This window comes from Pseudomonas sp. HN2-3 (assembly GCF_020691745.1).
GTDB lineage: Bacteria > Pseudomonadota > Gammaproteobacteria > Pseudomonadales > Pseudomonadaceae > Aquipseudomonas > Aquipseudomonas capeferrum.
In genome coordinates, this window is the sequence record NZ_CP085704.1 from 3,339,497 (window position 1) to 3,357,338 (window position 17,842).

14 protein-coding genes are annotated in these 17,842 nt (G+C 65.1%); 2 read left to right on the forward strand and 12 right to left on the reverse strand.

The window, feature by feature from the left end; genetic code table 11:
* Positions 1 to 5: 5 nt before the first annotated feature.
* The 3 genes from LJX93_RS15190 to LJX93_RS15200 all read right to left on the reverse strand — a co-directional run bounded on the left by LJX93_RS15190 (position 6) and on the right by LJX93_RS15200 (position 2,943).
* Complete coding sequence (locus LJX93_RS15190; RefSeq protein WP_186664227.1) at positions 6 to 1,130, reverse strand: DUF4062 domain-containing protein; 1,125 nt, start codon at positions 1,128 to 1,130, stop codon at positions 6 to 8.
* A gap of 147 nt (positions 1,131 to 1,277) precedes the next feature.
* Positions 1,278 to 2,063, reverse strand: coding sequence for a 2-keto-4-pentenoate hydratase (locus tag LJX93_RS15195; protein WP_047583142.1), 786 nt, complete (start codon positions 2,061 to 2,063; stop codon positions 1,278 to 1,280).
* Positions 2,064 to 2,088: 25 nt separating this feature from the next.
* A complete protein-coding gene (locus tag LJX93_RS15200; RefSeq protein WP_238338593.1) occupies positions 2,089 to 2,943 on the reverse strand; it encodes an NAD(P)-dependent oxidoreductase in 855 nt (284 codons plus the stop codon).
* Between LJX93_RS15200 and LJX93_RS15205 the strand changes: the two genes are divergently transcribed.
* The gene (locus LJX93_RS15205; RefSeq protein ID WP_227697323.1) at positions 2,942 to 3,094 is read left to right on the forward strand and encodes a hypothetical protein; all 153 of its coding nucleotides are present in this window, start codon (positions 2,942 to 2,944) and stop codon (positions 3,092 to 3,094) included. The two genes, LJX93_RS15200 and LJX93_RS15205, sit on opposite strands and share 2 nt — an antisense overlap.
* The gene (locus LJX93_RS15210; RefSeq protein ID WP_033698426.1) at positions 3,091 to 3,981 is read left to right on the forward strand and encodes a LysR family transcriptional regulator; all 891 of its coding nucleotides are present in this window, start codon (positions 3,091 to 3,093) and stop codon (positions 3,979 to 3,981) included. Before LJX93_RS15205 ends, LJX93_RS15210 begins: the two co-directional genes overlap by 4 nt.
* 66 nt (positions 3,982 to 4,047) lie before the next feature.
* On the opposite strand, the gene bcsC is transcribed toward LJX93_RS15210, so the two are convergent.
* Genes bcsC through LJX93_RS15255 form a run of 9 tightly spaced genes read right to left on the reverse strand, consistent with a single transcriptional unit; the run spans position 4,048 to position 17,757 of the window.
* Positions 4,048 to 7,566, reverse strand: a complete 3,519-nt coding sequence (gene bcsC, locus LJX93_RS15215) for a cellulose synthase complex outer membrane protein BcsC (RefSeq protein ID WP_227696144.1) — start codon at positions 7,564 to 7,566, stop codon at positions 4,048 to 4,050.
* Complete coding sequence (bcsZ, locus tag LJX93_RS15220; protein WP_033698430.1) at positions 7,554 to 8,669, reverse strand: cellulose synthase complex periplasmic endoglucanase BcsZ; 1,116 nt, start codon at positions 8,667 to 8,669, stop codon at positions 7,554 to 7,556. Before bcsZ ends, bcsC begins: the two co-directional genes overlap by 13 nt.
* Positions 8,669 to 10,951 (reverse strand): cellulose biosynthesis cyclic di-GMP-binding regulatory protein BcsB, encoded by a 2,283-nt coding sequence (bcsB, locus tag LJX93_RS15225; RefSeq protein ID WP_227696145.1) that lies wholly within the window; start codon positions 10,949 to 10,951, stop codon positions 8,669 to 8,671. Before bcsB ends, bcsZ begins: the two co-directional genes overlap by 1 nt.
* On the reverse strand, positions 10,948 to 13,557 hold the full coding sequence (gene bcsA / locus LJX93_RS15230) for a UDP-forming cellulose synthase catalytic subunit (protein ID WP_095064519.1): 2,610 nt from the start codon (positions 13,555 to 13,557) through the stop codon (positions 10,948 to 10,950). The genes bcsB and bcsA overlap by 4 nt, the downstream gene beginning before the upstream one ends.
* Positions 13,554 to 14,261 (reverse strand): cellulose biosynthesis protein BcsQ, encoded by a 708-nt coding sequence (gene bcsQ, locus LJX93_RS15235; RefSeq protein WP_033698435.1) that lies wholly within the window; start codon positions 14,259 to 14,261, stop codon positions 13,554 to 13,556. The genes bcsA and bcsQ overlap by 4 nt, the downstream gene beginning before the upstream one ends.
* Positions 14,258 to 14,476 carry a cellulose biosynthesis protein BcsR gene (bcsR, locus tag LJX93_RS15240; protein ID WP_052040664.1) on the reverse strand — a complete coding sequence of 73 codons (219 nt, stop codon included), beginning with the start codon at positions 14,474 to 14,476 and terminating at the stop codon, positions 14,258 to 14,260. Before bcsR ends, bcsQ begins: the two co-directional genes overlap by 4 nt.
* The gene (gene bcsG / locus LJX93_RS15245; protein WP_047583146.1) at positions 14,473 to 16,092 is read right to left on the reverse strand and encodes a cellulose biosynthesis protein BcsG; all 1,620 of its coding nucleotides are present in this window, start codon (positions 16,090 to 16,092) and stop codon (positions 14,473 to 14,475) included. Before bcsG ends, bcsR begins: the two co-directional genes overlap by 4 nt.
* Positions 16,085 to 16,270, reverse strand: a complete 186-nt coding sequence (bcsF, locus tag LJX93_RS15250; protein WP_047583147.1) for a cellulose biosynthesis protein BcsF — start codon at positions 16,268 to 16,270, stop codon at positions 16,085 to 16,087. The genes bcsG and bcsF overlap by 8 nt, the downstream gene beginning before the upstream one ends.
* On the reverse strand, positions 16,267 to 17,757 hold the full coding sequence (locus tag LJX93_RS15255; RefSeq protein ID WP_047583148.1) for a BcsE family c-di-GMP-binding protein: 1,491 nt from the start codon (positions 17,755 to 17,757) through the stop codon (positions 16,267 to 16,269). The genes bcsF and LJX93_RS15255 overlap by 4 nt, the downstream gene beginning before the upstream one ends.
* Positions 17,758 to 17,842 lie beyond the last annotated feature (85 nt).

Here is a 17,842-nt window from a genome sequence, read left to right on the forward strand (position 1 = left end):
CCCTGTTATCTCCCCTCAAGCTCGGCAGCAATAACGCTGACAATTCTGGCGCGCGAAACGGCTCTCTTGGCCAGCCTCTGCGCTTCACCGGTCTGGTCCAGCCATTCTCTGAAGCGCTGCAGCGCATGGCGCGTTTGCGACGCATCGCGGCAGTTGGCCAGGAAGGCAAACTGTACCTTCTGTACATCATCGGCGACAAACACACCGAAGGGTCCGCTGACCACGGTTGCATCAGCAAAGCCCAGCAACGCCGTGGCCTGATGCTCTGTAGCCCCCCGATGGCAGGCAATCAGGTGCAACGGCCCATGCGCGCCTTGCAATAAATGAGCATGCTCATGGTCACGTAGAAAGGGTTTACCCACCAACTCACGCGCAGCGGCAACGGTGAACGCAGCCGGGATTGCATGGACAAACACAGCGATATTCACGTCGGCCATTGGAACAATGGCATACGCATCGCCCACAGGGGCTTCGCCACCCGTAAGCGCCTGCAGCAACACCGTTTCCATCGCGCGTTTGCGCTGACGAAAGTCCATCCGTGTCCAATCGAGCGCCTGGCCCATGTCGAAGCGGCTCGAAGCGGCAGCGGTTACCCCACGCTGGGTCAGAACCACCACCGCGTCGAGCAGCGCTTCCTGAACGCGGTCGCGCAACTGCTCGACGGTAGAGACCATTCCCCCCCTGAACGGGGTCTGTTGCGCGATAAACGCCTGGAAGCGCTGATTACGTGCTGCCTCAGCTTCCCGGCTATCACCGATCGGAATATTCGGCATGGCGATGAAGCGCACCTTCCCGCGCGTGGTGGCAAGCCCTTCCATGTACTCCGCATGGCAGATGCCGATGTCACCGTCACCACTGGCCCAGCCGGCATTGCCATTGGACAGCACCAACAGCACATCGCAATCGCGCACGGCTTGTAAACAAGCGTCCCAACTGTCCTGCATGCCATCGGCCGGGGGGGCATCTTCGTTGATCCAGACTTCGAACAGTTGTTTGCCGAACAGCGTCGTGCCTTCTATCTCACGCTTGAGCTGCGCGCGGATACTGCTGAGGGTTTGATCGCTGCCAGCGGGAAAACGGTCGTTGCAGCGACTGGACAGCATGACGCTGATTTTCTTTGACTGGGCCATCCTTGCTCCTGCCCCACGTGCGAGGCCTCAACAGTCTTTGATCGATAACAGGTTTTCGCCCCAAGCATAGATCAGGTGAAGACCGTGTCTAAAAGCATCGAAGGGTATTCCTATCGGCAATCAGTGAAGCCTCATGCAGTTTGGCCGCTAAACACTGAACAGCAGTTCCTTGTCAAAGTACTTCACCGCGACATGATGGCCAGTGCCAACCAGGTCGAACGGTTCGCACATGGCGCCTGTCGAGACGATATCGCCCGCACGCAGAACCTGCCCGCGCTCAGCCGCATGGGCATACAACGCTGCCAGCGAATGCATCGGGTCTGTCGCGGCATCGCCGAACAAACCACGCGCCCGTGGCACGCCATCCAGATGCACGACCGCGGTCGCGGCAAGTTCAGTCAGCAATCTATCGTCGATGCCACTGCAAATGTGCTCGCCGATGACCAGCGCTTCAAAACCGACGTTGTCGGCCACAAAGCTCGGCCAGCCGACACTTTTGCGATCAACAAAGCGTGAACGGACGACCTCGAAGGTTACGCAGGTGGCACGGATATCGTCAGCTGTCGGTGCACGCCCCGGTTCAGGATGTACATCGCGGTCAAGCACGAACGCGACTTCACATTCGACAGTGACCGGCGTCAGCGCCGGCAACGGTACCCTGACCCCGCTTGGGTGGCAGCGCGCAGCATCGAGTTGCCCAACCAGCGGCCGTGTCAGCTTGCCGGCGTGCATGGCCGCTGGGCTGCCTACCCCAAGTTTCCAACCGACACGTTGGCCACCCACCGTACTGAACAGCCGATCCTGAGCGTCGTACCCCTGCTCGAGGGTCTCGGGTTTCAGGTGCGCGGGCAAACACTGCAGAAGGTCGCCGCTGCGCCATGCGCGCAACAGGGCATCGGCGGTTGGCTGGGGCGTGAACGTCGAAGGAGTCATCAAGGCCTCTGGCTGAGTGGGCGGGTCAATGGGTTGCAGGTGGGGTACGGAATTGCACATCGAGCAGCGCCTCGAACACTTTGATCATGGCGCCTTTGTCCTGGCTGCCATGGCCTTGCAGCAGTGCCGTCTGGTAGGTCGCGGTGGCAGCCGCCAACACCGGTAGTGGCAGGCCCATCTCGGCGCTCAGCTGTGCTCCGTGACGCATGTCCTTGTAGGCATCCTGCAGCGGGTAGCTGCTGGTGAAGCTGCCGGCCAGAATATGCGGCAGAAAGTATTCCGAAGCGTGGCTGCGCCCGGTTCCAGTGTTCACCACGCGGCTGACCTGCTGGGCATCCAGGCCCAGCTTGCAGGCCATGGGCAGGATTTCGGCAAGTGCTGCGATGTTGATGTTGTAGAGCAACTGGTTGATCAGCTTGGCCAATTGGCCGCTGCCCACCGGGCCCATATGAAGGATGGTCGATGCCATGGTCTGCAGGTAAGGACGCATCTGTTCAACGACCTCGGCCTGGCCACCACACATGGCGGTAAGCGTGCCGTCGCCAGCGCGCTGGGCCATACCCGAGACAGGGGCGTCCATGAAACGCACGCCCAGCGAGGCGAGGCGGCGCGCGATGTCGAGGGTCTGGGCATACCCGAGGGTACTGGTATCGACCACCGTACTGCCAGGGCGCATCCATTGCGCCAGGCCCTGGGCAGAAAACAGCACCTGCTCGACAACCTGGTCATCGGGCAAACAGAGAAACACCGTGTCGCAAGCGGCCAAGGCCTTACGCTCATCGGTCGGCTGCGCGCCCAGACGCTCCAGCGCCGCATACGCCTGACCGCTGGCAGAACTCACCAACAAGCCCGGGTAGGCGCTGAGCAGGTGGGTTGCCATGGGCAGCCCCATTGTTCCCAAACCGATAAAAGCGATGGTCATCATGCGGCCCCTGGTGGTTGAGCAGCACATCCTAGACAAGCTTGTTCATAATGAAAAATATATTGTTATGATACTCGCGATCACATTTTGTTATGGAGCAGTGGCATGAACCTGAAAGCGCTACGCTGCTGCGTCGAGGTCAATCGCCAGGGCAGTTTTACCAAGGCTGCGAAAAGCCTGCACATCGCTCAACCGGCATTGAGCATGGCGATTACCCGCCTGGAGGAAGAACTGGGCATGATGCTGTTCAACCGCGCCGGCCGCCGTGTAGTGCCGACCGCAGAAGGCGAACGCTTCCTCGCCCGCATCGATTCGGTGCTGCGAGAACTGGACACGGCTCGCCAAGAACTGCGCGACATGGGGGACCTGCAAAGCGGCGAGGTGCGCCTGGGTATCCCGCCGATGTTCGGCCTCTATTATCTGCCTAGGCTGCTGAGTAGTTTTCGCAAGGCTTACCCAGGCGTTGTCATGACCGTGCTGGAAGGCAGCGCCGACGACATCAGCCAGCGCCTGGAGCGGCGTGAAATCGATGTGGCGCTGCTCGAGTCGCGGCGCGTGATCCCGTCCTGGGAGTCAGTGCTGCTGGGCAAGGATGAAATGGTGCTGTGCATGCACGCGGACCATCCCCTGGCCACCCTGCCCCATCTTGAACCTGGCGACCTGCAGGACGTCGAAATGGCCGTATTCGACAGCACATTCCTGCAACGGCACATGCTCGACGCATTCGTCGCCACGCGGGGCGTGCGCTACCGGACTGCACTGCAGAGCAACTTCGTTTCGCTGGTGATCCAGGCAGCACAAGACAACGTCGGTATTGCCACCCTGCTGCGTTCGGTGCAGCAATGCACACCAGGGCTAGTCGGCATTCCCTTCGAACCCGCGCAGCACATGGACTTTCGATTGTGCTGGCGACGCGGTGAATACTTGGCCCTGGCAAGCCAGCGCTTCATTGCATTCGTCCGCGAAGACCGCACACTGGAACGCACGGCTGAGTAGCGCATCCCTGGTGTACGGTCGCCCTAGTGTGGTGTTTCCGAAACACCACACTAGGGGCAGCGTGCCTCAACGCCACTCGCTGTACGGCTCAAGCGGCGCCACCGGCAGCGCCAGGTTGCCCCGCCAAGGCTCGAACAGGTAGCGCAGGTACAGCATGCCATGGCTCGGAGCATAGTCATCGCTGTGCTGCCAATCGAACCCGCCCCCCAGCACCCAGTGGTCGCTCAGGCGGCGTTCGAACAGGCCGCGCAGGCGGTAGCCCAGGCCGCTGCTGTCGCTGGCGTCGTTCATGGCATCGATGTTCGAGCGCACGTCATACTGCGCCAGTACCTTGTGGTTGATGTGCGCGTCCGGGTACAGGCGGCTGCGGCCGCTGTGGGCCTGGGACCAACCGACCGAACCTTCCAGCAGCAACGACCAGTCGTAGTTGCGCCAGGCGTAACTGACCGGCACGCCCACCGACGTGTAGCGTTGCGGGCTGTAATAGCCGCCCTGCCCCAGGCTGTAGCCACCCAGGTCCTTGTCGTGACGCCAGTGCATCAGCGTCAGGCCAACGCGTACGCGCTCGTCGGCTTTCTCCACCAGGCGGTGGTAGTAGCCGGCCATGGCGCGGGTGCGCTGGTTGTCGGTGACGTTTTCGCCATACAGCCAGTGGTGCCCCAGGCTGGCCCAGACGCCGTTATCGCCCCCTTGGTCCCAGCTCAGGCCAAGCGTGCCGCCATTGGCCGTGACCCCGCCCCAGCGCACGTCGGTTGCCGGGTCACGTGCCCCGGCGAACGACAGCAGCGAGTTGCTCATTGGCCGCCGCGAAGCGGTCAGTGACCAGCCGACCTGGCCCAGGTCGCCGTTGACCGTTGCCCCACCCAGCCAGTTGTTGACTGCGTAGCCCTGGGTGGTGCCCAGGTCGAAGGCCCAGCGGCTGCCCTGCCAACCCAGCGCCAGCACACTGCCGTTGGCTGTCTGCGAGCCGCCCGTACACGCGGGCAGCGATGTTCCGTCAGCCGTCTGGCCAACAAACTGGCAGCTGCCGAAGTCGGGGGTGTAACGCCCCTGATCGTTCTGCTCGAACGAGCCCGCATCCATGCCGATACGTTCTACCCGCGCAAAGGCGGTGCCGTCCTGCCAGGGGGTATCGACATGCAACAAGGTCGACTGGGTGCTCAGCTCGGACGTGCCCGGCGTACCGTCATCCTCGCGCCAGCCGTAGTCATGCATCAGGGTCACGTGGGTATTGCGCTGGCGATACAGGGCATCGACGTCGCTGCGCAAGCTGCGCGCCAGCCAGTCATCGGCGCCCTGCTCGCGGCTGGCCAGTGTCAGCGCGCGGTCGTCGCGTGGCGACACGGCGGCGCGGTCGAGCAACTGCGCATCGGCCATGGCCGCCGCATAGAGGTCCAGCGCCCGTTGCGGGTCATCCTGCGCCACCAAGCGGGCGGCGTCGCGCCGCAGCAATGGATCGGGGCGCGTCTGCTGCGCGGCAATCCGGTCGAGCAGCCTGGCCGCTTGCTCGTGTTCGCCCAAGGCGACCCAGACCGCCGCCAAACGCCGTTGGGCGTTGCTGTCATCAGCGGCAAATTGTGGCACCTGCACGCCCAGCATGTGCCGGGCCTGCGCCAGGTTGCCTTCGGCCACGGCGCTTTCCATCACCCCAAGCCGCGCATCAGCACGCCCAGGCTGCACGGCAAGTACACGCTGGTAATAGCCACGCGCTTTGCCAGGTTCACCGCGCGCTGCTGCCCAGTCGCCCAACAGCATCACGTCATCCGGGCTACCTTCACCACGCGCCAGACTGGCTTCCAGCAAAGCTGTTGCCTCGGCACCACGGCCTTGTGCCTGCAGCTGTTGCGCCGAGGCCAGGGTCATGCGCCGTTGAATACGCTGCTGCAGCGCGTGCATGTCCGGGTTCCAGGTTGCCTGCGGTACTGCGCCCAGGCTGTCCAGAGCCAAGGCATCACGGTCGCTGGACTCCAGGAACAGACCGTGGGCATAGCGGGTTGCCGGGTCGAGTGGCTGGTGCTGCACCAGCCTGGCGAATGCTGCGTCGGCCTCGGCGGTGCGCCCCTGGTGACGCAAGCTGTTGGCCAAATGATAGACCAGCCAAGGCTCATCGGGGGCCAAGGCAGTTGCCTGGCCCAGCGCCTGGCTGGCCGCCTGCCAGTCTTCGCGCTGCAGGGCTTCATCACCCTGTTGGCGCAGGCGCGCCAGTTCCAGGCTGCGGCGCAGGCTGGCGAACTGCGCTTGCTGGCGTGGCGGCAGGCTGTCCAGGTATGCCTGCGCCTTGTCTGGCGACTGCGCCTGGTACACACGCATCAGGCCACGCACAGCGCTTTCGTTATCCGGCGCCATGCGCCGCACCTGCAGGAATTGGCGCTCGGCAGCTGCCGCATCGCCCTCTGCCAGCGCGACATCCGCCAGGCCCAGCAAGGCGTATTCATCCTTGGGACGCTGCTGGCGTGCCTGCAGGTAAAGGGCGCGCGCGCCTCGCAGGTCGTTTGCCTGCAATGCCCGCTCAGCTTTGTTGAGCAGCGCCCAGTACTGGCTGGACGACTCCAGGTCTTTCCATTGGCTGATCCAGTAGGTGTCCTGCTCCTTGACGCTGGCCGCCCGGAACGCAGCGTTGGCGTCTTGGTAGCGGCTCTGGCGCATCAGCGCATAACCCAGGGCACCGTACAGGCTGGCATCGTCCGGATATTGGCGCAGCGCCCGGCGCAGTTGTGCTTCAGCTTCGGCGTTACGGCCCTTGTCGAGCAACGCCTTGCCCCGCTGGCCAGCCTGCCAGGATGGGTCGGCCAGCAGTTTGCGCTGCTGTTGCAGGTTATCGCTGGCCTGGGCCAGCAGCGGCGAGGCTGGGTAGCGTTGCAGGAAGGCTTGCCAGGCCGCCGCACTGGCGGTGCTCACCGCCTGCCCGGACAGGTAGTCGAACTCGCGCTGGGCAGCGGCATCGCGTGCGCCAGGGTCTCGCGACAGTTGATCGAGCAGCGCCAGCGCTTCGCGGTCGCGGTTTTCAGCGAACAGCCAACCGGCCAGGGTCTGGCGCAGCCCGGCGCTGCCGGGGTACTGCCGGTCCAGTTGCTGCAACTGGCGGATGGCTTCAGGGCGTTGGCCTGGCAGGTTGCCGCGCACGCGCCAGTAGTCAAGGGCCAGCTCAAGGCTGGGCGGTTCACCCGCAAACAAGTGCTCATACGCCGCCAGCGCTTCTTCATTGCGCCCGGTGACGGCCAACAGGCGTGCCTGCTGCAAGCGCCGCACGGCCTCTGGCTGCTGCAGCGCAAGCAGGCGCGTGGCCTGGCGTGCCTGCAGGCTGCCAGGCGCCAGGGCAGTGATCCGGGCCTGCAACTGCTGGGCCTCGGTGGTGTTCTTGTCACGCAACGCCAGGCTCAGGGCTGCCAGCAGCACGTCCGGGTTGCGCGGCTCCAGCAATTGCAGGCGGCCCAGTGCATCGCGCACCAGATCGTCACGGTGCAATGCCTCGCCCCGACGCACCTGGTCCAGCAGCCATTGGCGCTGTTCAGCGGCATCCTTGGGTTGCGCTACGGCCTGGCACGCCAGCGTCGCCAGCATCACCACACCAATCATTCGCTGCATGGCGCGCTCCAGGCCGGCAACAAGCGGCCGTGCGGGTCAAAACGGTAACGGGCTTCATCCCAGCCCTGGCCGAACAGCGCCAGCACCTGGCCGTAATAGGCCTTGGCCTCGACTGGCTGCTCGTGCAGGCGCTGACGCTGGGCGGCAAGGCTGGCAACGTGCGCTGGCGACGCGGCCAGCAAGGGCAGCAATGCTGCAGAGAACCCCGCCGGGCCATGGCCGCTGGTGTTACCGCTGTGCGCATCCGCGCGTTCTGGCGGTAGCCCTTGGTGTGCGGTCACTGCCGCCATCGGGGCATAATGAGCCAGCAGTTCGGCACGTTGCGCCGCGCCCTCGGCCAGCATGCCGACCCACAGGTACACGCGAATGGCGTCGTAGTCGCCGGCGTTGCCATGCTGCGGGTCCGCAGCCAGCTCACCGGCCGGCGTCCACAGCAGCCAGTCCGGGGCGAAGCCCTTTGGCGACGAAGCCAGCCACAGACGCCGCGTATTGGCGGCCAGTTCGCCCCACAGCGGGTCCACCAGGCTGAAGCGGTCCAACACCTGCAGCGGCAGGTAGCTTGGGTTCAAGCGGGTGCCGTTGGCATCCTCGAAGCCGTAGTCACCAGGCAGCAGCATCACCCCCAGGCCCGGCAGCTTGCGCACGGTCTGGGCGGCGATGCGCCATAGCATGTGCTGCCCCAGTTGCGTATAGGCAGGCATCTCCCAAAGCCGCCCCGCCTCCAGCAGGCTGTAGGCAATCCACAGGTCGGCGTCGCTGGCGTTGTTGGCGTCCAGCACCTGCCACTGGTTCTGGCCCTTGCGGCCCCACAACCAGGCTGGCAGGTGCCGCGCCAGGTCGCCCTCGGCGAGGTTATTGCCGGTCCAGCCCAGCACCTGCGCGAACGCCTTCCGGTCATTGCCCACCAGAGCGAAGAACAGCGCATAGCTCTGCCCTTCCGAGGTGGTGATCAGGCGCTCATCGCTCGGGTCGATGACCCGCCCGTCCACGCTCACCAGCTCGGCCTTGAAGCGCTCCCAGGCCGGCCACGGGCAGGCGGGTGCGGCATTGGCGAAAACGGGCAAGCCCAAGGCGACCAGCCCTACCAGCAACGGACGCACCATCACCCGCGCTCGCCCAGGCGACGACGGCCAGCCCAGCGCAATGCCCGCCACAGCAAGAAGGCAAACAGCACCACGCAAAGGGCCGCGATCGCCGCCAGCAACACCGGGTGCTCGGACAAGTGGAACCACAGCAACATCCACCAGGGCAGCGCACCGACAAAGTAGTGCTCGCCGACGAACTGGCTGGTGACGCCACTGCTGCGCACCAGCGTCACCGAACCGGCCACGGCATCGAGTTTGCCCACATCACCCAGCACGTCGCGCAGCAACCTGTAATCGCTGTCGCTGTTGGCCAGCAGGGCGACGACGCTGCGCTGCTCGTGGAACGGCGATTTCAACCCGGTGATGGCCGCGATCGGCGCCTGCGCGCTGACCGCCACACGGCTGCTCGCGGCCACCGGCGCGGTGTCGAAGCGCTGGCTGCCTGGCAACCCTGCGCTACGGCCTTGCAGCAGCCAGTCACGCTGGGCGCTGAGCAGCAGGCCGAGGTTAGGCGCATCGCTCAAGGCCTCGGGCAAGCTGCCAATCAGCAACAAGTCGGCATCGGCGGCCGTTGCCTGCTTCCAGTCATCGACCAGCTTCAGGCCAAGCGCGGGGTAACCGATTTGCCCGGCCAGCCCACCAACCGCATCGAGCAAGGTGCCAACCTGCATCGCCGTGGGCTTTGCCGGCATGATGACCAGGGTTTCGGAAAGGTCGGCCATGCGGCTGAACGGGAAGCCGCTGCGGGCGAAGGCGCGCAGGTCGGGCATGGCGATGTAATGGTGGTAGCCGGACAAGTCGATGGTCGAGTTTTCGTCGATCGCCGCGCGCACATCCACCGGCAGCGACGTCTGGCAATGATCGCGCTGGGCGCTGCCCAGGGTGCTGCCAAAGCTGAAATCGAAACGTAGGCGGTTGCGGTCGCCGATCTTCAAGGCCGGCACCAGCGAGTTTTCGGTCAGTGCGCTGCTGTCACCGGACAACACCGCCAGGCGCACCTGCTCGAGCGTGCCGCCGCGCCGGTCGTTGCCCACCAGCGGCATGCTGGTGATGTACTGGTCATTGACACTGATGCTCAGGCGCGATTCGTCACTCACTGCCGGTGCCGTATAACGGTACAGCGTGCGCAACGGGATGCCCTGGTTGCGCCAGACGAACAAGTCTGGCGGCAAATTCAGTGACAGCGTCACCGGCCGCGGTTGCAGGCCACTGACTTGCAGTTGCTCGGGGTAGTCGAGCAGTTCGGCGAAGCGCACCGGCCGATCGGTGCGCGTCCAGTTTGGCGCGTCGTAGGGCTTGCGCGGCTGCAGCGCGGTCATCTGCTCGACCTGCACTCGGGCACCACGGAACAGGTTGTTGCCAACCGCCAGCGCCGAAGCTGCCTTGATCAGGTCGTCATCGTTGCGCCCCAATACCAACAGCACCTTGCTGAAGCGGTCGTGCGGATGGTCGATCATCTGCAACACCGGGCCGTCGACCAGCGGAAACTGCTGCAGGTCGGCGAGAAATGCCGGGCGGCGTTCATTGCTGGCAAACACGATGCTCGGCTTGGGGGTGTCGGCACTGGCCGGCAGGCGGTTGTACAGCACCGGGAAGGTTGCCTTGCGCCAGCCGGCCTGGCTGCCGAAGTAAGACGCCAGGATAGCGGCCGCACGCTGCTCACCCAAGCTCGGCACGCCACTGAACACCACCGGCAGCTCGACCTTGCCGGTGTCGCGCGCGTCAAAGAACGGCAGCGGGAAGTACGCCAGGTCGTTGTCCAGCGCCAGTGCCTGCTCGTGCAACTGCACCTGGCTCTTGCGGTTCAGGTTCAGCCACAGGCCGCTGTGCGCCGGGTCTTCGCAGATGTCGGTGTAATGCCCGACAAACTCCAGGCGGACCCGGTTGAAGTCGCTGAGCAGCTTCGGGTCCAGGGGCAGTTGGCGGCGCACGCGCTGGCCAAGTTGCTCCTTCTCAACCGGCACTACCCCCATCAACTCGTCATTGAGGTAGACGCGCAGGTGTGACAGGTTCGGCAACAGCGCGGGCGAAGGCGTGTAGTCCAGCTGCAAGGTGGCGTCGGTGGCGAGGCGGTCGCGACGCAGGCCGAACTCGATGTGTTCGCTATTGCGCACCCCCAGCAGCAGGCTGTCGGACGCATGCCCGAGCTGCTCGAAGGTTTTCGTAACCGGCCAGCTCGGCACCTTGGGTACGACGGGCTCGGCAAGCGGGGCTTCGGAGGCGGCAGCGGCGCTCTGCGACAAGGCGGCAAACAGCGCCATCGCCAGGCCCCAGGTACGCGCGGGATAACCAGTCATCATGCGTCTCGATCAACAGGGTTCATGAAAGGGATAGGCCGCGGCGTGCGGGGCCTGTAGCTGGCCAGCCAATGCACCAGCGCGCGCAGCGGGCGCAACCATGTCCGCAGCCACGGCGGCATGTGCTCGACCAGGCGCAGGTAACCGACAGCGCCCAGCTTCAGCACCTCGACCAGGCTGCGCAGCGGGCGATCGGCCTCGTGTTGCTGGTGCCAGCCAAGCCAGGCATCGGCACGGGCAAAGGTGCAGTGAACCAGGTCGATGCGCTGTTGCTGGCTCAGGTCGTGGAACACCAGACCCACGTGTTGCCCGACGGTACGGGTGACGCTGGCCTGGAAGGCAAACTCGCGCTGGCCACGGTTGAGCAGCAGGCGTACCTGCGCCCCGGGTTTGAGCGCAAGGCCTTGGTGCAACTGCAGGCCGACGCCGCCATCGGAGTAATCGACCAGGGTGCAGGGGTAGGCGTGACCGCTGGCCAGCACCAGCCCCGCCGGCAAGTGCATCTGCACCCGGTGGGCGCGGCGTACCTGGCGCACCTCGGCGGCCACGGCAACGGCGGCGCCGATGATCAGCAGGTTGTAGACCACCCACAGCGAGCTGACGATCACCGTGCCGACTTCCGCCGTGGGGCCGGTGAACAGCCGCCACACGGCAAAGCCCAGGCCGGCCACGTTGAGTGCCGCAAGCCACAGGTAAGGCTGGGCGATGCGCCAGTCGAACTGCCCCTGCTCCATCAAGCCGCCCTTGGCGGTGACGTTGAAGGTGCCCTTCTTCGGCGCGAACAGCGCGACCGTGGTGGGGCGGGCGATGTACCAGGCGAGCACGGTCTCGTAGACCTCGCCCCAGAACGTTTGCCGGTACTTGCCCTGCATGCGCGAGTTGGTCAGGCTGGCGTGGATCATGTGCGGCAACACGTACAGCAGGATCATCAAGGCAGGGGCATAGATGATGTAGGCATGCAGCAACAGGAACGCCAGCGGCGCAGTCAGAAACACCAGCCGCGGCAGGCCGGCCAAGAAGTGCAGCATGGCGTTGGCGTAACACACCCGCTGGAACAGGCTCAGCCCGCGGCCGAAAATCGGGTTGTCGGTACGAAAGATTTGCACCATGCCACGCGCCCAGCGAATACGCTGGCCGATGTGCGCCGACAGGCTCTCGGTGGCCAGGCCTGCCGCCTGGGGGATGCTCAGGTAGGCCGAAGACCAGCCCTGGCGGTGCATGCGCAAGGCGGTGTGGGCATCTTCGGTCACGGTCTCCACGGCAAAGCCGCCAATGCTTTGCAGCGCCGTACGCCGCAGTACCGCGCATGAACCGCAGAAGAATGCCGCATTCCACATGTCGTTACCGTCCTGGATCAGGCCGTAGAACAGCTCTCCTTCATTGGGCCGGCGGCGGAACGAGCCCAGGTTGCGTTCGAACGGGTCTGGCGAGAAGAAGTGGTGCGGCGTCTGCACCAGCGCAAGCTTCGGGTCCTTGAGGAACCAGCCCACCGTCATCTGCAGGAATGAGCGCACCGGCACGTGGTCGCAGTCGAAGATGGCGATCAGCTCGCTGTCGGTCACACCCAGCGCGTGGTTGAGGTTGCCGGCCTTGGCGTGCTTGTTGTCCGGGCGCACGATGTAGCCCACGCCGACCTCGTCGGCGAAGGCGCGGAACGCATCGCGTCGGCCATCGTCGAGAATGTAGATGCGCAAGCACTCGCGTGGCCAGTCAAGGCCCAGGGCGGCCAGCACTGTGGTGCGCACCACCGCCAAGTCTTCGTTGTAGGTGGGGATCATCAGGTCGACCGTCGGCCAGTGCCCGGGGTTGGCCGGCAGGTTCGCTGGCTTGCGCTGCAGCGGCCAGCAGGTCTGGATGTAGCCAAGAATCAGTACGCACCACGAGTAGGTCTCGGCAGCCAGCAGGATCACCCCGCACACCAGGTCCGTGGTGTCGTTCCAGTTCAGTGTCGAGGTATAACGCCACCACAGGTAGCGGCAAGAGATGATGGTCGACAGCACGATCAACATCAGGGTCGGAAAGCGGCCCGGCATGTGCCGCACCAGCATGGCGATACCCAGAAGCAGGCAGATGAACATCAACTGTGCCAGGTAGCCGAACGGCTCGGTCACGCACAGCAAGGCCAGGCCAAAGGCGCAGAGCGTCAGCACACCATAGAAGGCCCAGCGGGCGAATACGCTCAAGCCACGCAGGCGTGCCGAAGCTGCCTGCTTGAAGGCACTGGCCCGATAGCGCGCGGGCAACTGTTGCAGCCGGTCGATCAACCGGCCACGGTAGTGCTGCACCCTCTGACGCGTGGTGTGCCAGTGGCCGCGCACGGCACGCCAGGCCTTGCTGGCCGGCCTTGGTTGGCGTGGCAGCGGTTGGCGCCGTAGCAGCAGCCACAGGCTCTGGATCAACACCCGCACGGGGTCGCCCAGGCTCGGGCGCTTGCCCGCCAACTGCGGGTACAGGCGCTGACGCTCGGCCAACAGGGCCTGCCAGGCGGGCGACTCCAGGCGCAAGAACAGCACAGCCAGCGCCACACCCAAGGTAAACAGCCAGGCGACCGGCCGCTGCGCGCCGCGTGTGGTGAACCAGGCGTAAGCCGACAGAGGGTTCAGGGTCACGACTGCCGCCTCGTCAGGCAGCGCACTGCCAGGCTCTGCACATCCCGACAGGCCAGGCTCTGCGGCGCGTAATGGCCCAGCGGGGCCTTGCACGCCAAGGCCTCGAGAAAGGCCTCGTCGCGGTGCACCACCTGCAGGGGCAAGCGATCACGGAACAGGTCGCGCCACACCATCAGAAGGTCGCTCTGCAAGCGGCTGGCCGGGTCGTAACGGTTGATCAGCAGCAGGTCGTAGCGCTCGATGGGGCGGCGCCCGAGCAGCAGATGGCTGGCCATTTCGGCCTCGGCCACCAGCACCTGCACATCGGTCTCGACGCAGTGGCCCGCAGTCGCGGCCGGTAACTGCGGCACGTCGAACAGCAACCAGTCGAAGTGTTCGGCCAGTTCAACCTGGCGAGCGGCCCAGGTTGCAGCGTCGGCCGCCGGGTGCAGCGCATCGCCAGGTGCATTGCCGAACGGCATCAGGCACAGCCCATCGAGCACCTCGTATACAGCGTCGGTGTACGGCCGCCCTTCCCGCTCGGCAAGCGCCCAGCCCTCGCGCGCCTCCAGCGGCAGGTTGAAATGCAGCCCCAGCAGGTTGTCCGGGCACAGGTCGATCAACAGCACCCGCTCACCCACGCCCTGCAGCGCATAGCCCAGCGCGGCCAGCAAGGCACTGCGCCCCAGGCCACCGCGCACGCCGTGCAACGCCAGGCTGGTCATGGCAACACCGCCTCGCCCTTCGGTGCAGGCATGAGCAGCCCATCCTGGGCACTGGACCGGCAGCTTTCACCCAGCAACGGCCAGCGCTGCAAGGCCTGCTGAACCCCCACCAGCATGGAAATATCCTGATAGTTCAGGTCCGGCATATCCAGGTGCTGGCGCAGTTGGGCAATGTCGTCACTACGGTCGGCAGGGTCAGCGTTGCCAGGCTTCATCGGCTCTCCTCGGGGATAGGCTGCCAGTCAGGCTGGCCTTGCAGGCGCATGTAGGCGCGCCCCTGGTAGTTCAAGACCTGCGCACCGGAGGTTTCCGCGACCTGTTCGGTGGTCGGCAGGTCGTTCAGCAGGCTGGGCACGTCCAATGCCTGCTGCTGGCCAAGGCCGGCGTACACCCGCGATATCAGCTCGGACAACGCCAGGTAACTGGTGGGCGCCGAGACCCGCAGCGGCTCGCTGCGCGCAGGCTGCCCCATGCCGATGAACTTGAGGCCAACCGGCACATGGGTAATCGACGGCGTGGGGATTTCGCGCATGCCCGACAGCTGCATGCGGTCGCCATGCAGCGCGGCGCCATGTTCTGGGACGATGGCCACGACCACGCGGCGGCCACTGCGCTCCAGTTCGTCGAGGAAGGTGCCCAGCTCGCCGAACAGGCGGTTGGCGCGAGTGGCGTAGTCGGCCACACGGGTGCCGCCGTCGGCGGTGACGATGCGGTTGCCGTCATGCAGGCTGATGCTGTTGTAGAACAGCGACACATGCTCGGCCGGCGTGCCTTTACGCTGGCCCCACCAGCGCCGTAACACGTCCAGGTCGCTGGCAATCGGCGAGCCGTCGAAGCCGACCAGTGCCCGCGGGAAATCGGTGTTGCGCAGGCCAGGTTGCGGCATGTGCTGCTGGGTGATATCGCCGATGAAGTTGTCGAAGCGCCCGCTGTGGTTGAGCAAGGTATTGCTCTGGAAGCCAAGCCTGGCCAGGTTCTGGAACAACAGGCACTGCTCCGGGGCGCTCTGGTACAGGCCCGCGTGGGACGACTGCCCACAGCTGGCACGCAGTACGCGGATGGCGGCCGGCCCGCTGTAGGACGTGGCCGAGTTGAACTGATCGAAGACCACGTCCAGGCGCGAGAGCAGCGGGTTGTCACGCAGCCCCACGGCCGACAGGTCATCCCAGGCCAGCGAGCAGATGTTGATCACCAGCAGGTCGAACGGCTGCTCCTCGGCATTCATGGCAGGGAACGCCGTTACTCGTTCACGCTCACTGGCGAAGAACTGCTCAAGCCAGCCGTCGAGCGTGGCGTTGTCGGCCACCGCCGTGGCCTGCGCCTGCGCAGCGGGGCTGGTAGTCACCGTGCCGGGCGCCTGGCCCGCAGTGAACCCCAGTGACGGCAGCCCGCCGACGGCCAGCCAGCCCAGCCCTAACAGGCTCAGGGTACTCAGGCGCAGCCAATGGCGCAGGTACAGATACCCCACCAACAGCAGTGCCAGCGCGCCCATCAGGTTCCAGTTGATGAAACGGCCCAGCAGTTCGAGCAGGTAGTTCCACGAAAAATCGAGTACCCCCGGCTGCGCCAGCAGGCGACTGAACGGCGGCAACCAGGTGTCCTGGTAGAACAACGCGATGCCAATCGGCAGCGCCGCTAGCTGGCGCGCAATGCGCAACCACTTGCCCGGCAACGGGATCAGCAGAAACGCTGCGAACAAGAGGTTCGGCAGCGCCTGGAAGTCGAGCATGCCCAGAGCGACCAGCAGGAACTTGGCCAGAAAATAGAGGTTCCACGCTCCCAGACCAGGCCATCGGGCCAGAACCGGGAGCGTGACGGTGGTATTAGTCATTACGGGGTTCCTGGCGTGCAGCGCGGTGGCGTACGCCCAGCGGTTTCAGGTAACGGGGGGAAAGGCGGCGGTGCAACCAGCCGCGCAACACTGCGCGCAGGCGCACCACCAGCAAGGCCAGGCCCAAGGTGACCAACGCAGTGAGGGCGATCACTTGCAGCAATTGCGTGAAGTTCATACTGCGCCCCGCTTGCCCAAGGCGACCCGGCGCGGCGCCAGTGCCGGCCGCGCTTGCGTGGGTAACTGCGCCGCTGCATCGACCCGCGGCGGCTGCGGCGAGCGGTTATCGAGGAAGGCCGGGGCGGCCAGGCTGTCGACGCCGGCAAGCACTTCCTGGCTGATGAACAGCTCTTTCCATGACAACTGGAAGATGTGATCAAGTGCCTGTTCGACGCCTTCGGAACGGCAGGCAAACAGGAACAGAAACAACACCTCCCCGACCACACAAGCGATGTCGCCGTCGCGGCGGAACACCGTACGCGAGCATGCCTGCAGGGGAGTCAGGCCTGGGGCCGGGCGCAGCACCAACAACTGGTGGACGATTTCGCCGTTACGCACACCGTGCCACATGTTCTGCACTGCTTCGGCGAACGCATCAGGCGCTACCAAGCCGCAGATCGCGAGTGGCCGCAAACGCGTGAGCAAGGCATCGAAGTCGGTTGGCAGGTGTCGGCGCCAGACATAACCCTGGATGCTTTCCACCATGGTCAGGAAGCGTGACAGGCTGGCGCCAAACGGCACGATCTGGGTGGCGCCGCAGGCCAGCAGCAGTTGTTCATCCTGGTAGCGCAAGGTGGGCGCCATTTCGCGCACTACCAGCTTCAAGGCATTGCCACGCAACTGGCGCAAGCGGTGCAGCTGGCGCGCCAGGCTGTCCAGGCGCTGCCCGCCATCCATGGCGAAAATGACCGTGGCGGACACCGCTCGGCTGGCGCGGTCAGCCAGTTCGTCGAGGCTTTCGCAGACCTGCCAGTGCTCGGAGAAAGCAGGCGCCCCTTCAAGGACCGGCCGCTGGGCCAGGCACAACAGCTCATCGCCACCGGTATCGGTGGGCGCCTGCGGCGTACCGGCAACGGCAAACCCCGCGTCAAGGCGCACCAGCTCCATGTCCCGGGTGCCCGCCTTGCCAAGCGGGTTGCTCCAGAAGTGCTGCAGGTAACGGACCCCGCCTTTGCCGCGATACACCTGGGCCAGGCCGTCGACGCCCTGGTTGAACACGCGCAGGCGCTCCACCAAGCCGGCACTCTGGCCACCGCTGATGACCAGCAGCAGCGCCGCCTCGGCCAACAACAGCGGGCGCAGCGCCTCGCACCAGCGCTCGACCTTGCCGTCTGCCCAGGCACCGGCAGGCGCCAGCACGACAAGCACACGGCCAGGAACATCGAGACGGGGCAGATCATCGACCAGGTGCAGGGTGGCGTGAGGGTTGGCTTCATACAGCGCCAGCTCGCCCGGGCCCTTTGCGGCATCCAGTGCACTCAGCACATCACCCATGCCTTGCGCATCGGCGATCAGGGCTGCCCGCGTTGGTTCGGGCAACCCCTCCACCACCTGGCGGCAGAGCAAGGTGGCGTCTTCTGCGGTGTCACAGGCCAACCAATACAGTCCTTGTAGATGAAGCTGGCTGCTTTCGGCGCCTAAGCCGGAGATTGCCAACAACGGCATTCCATTCGTCAAAACACTGGCTCTGAATTAAGAATTGAAACGGATTTCGGGAGGAATATCGCATGCGCGCTAGGGTGGCATTTTG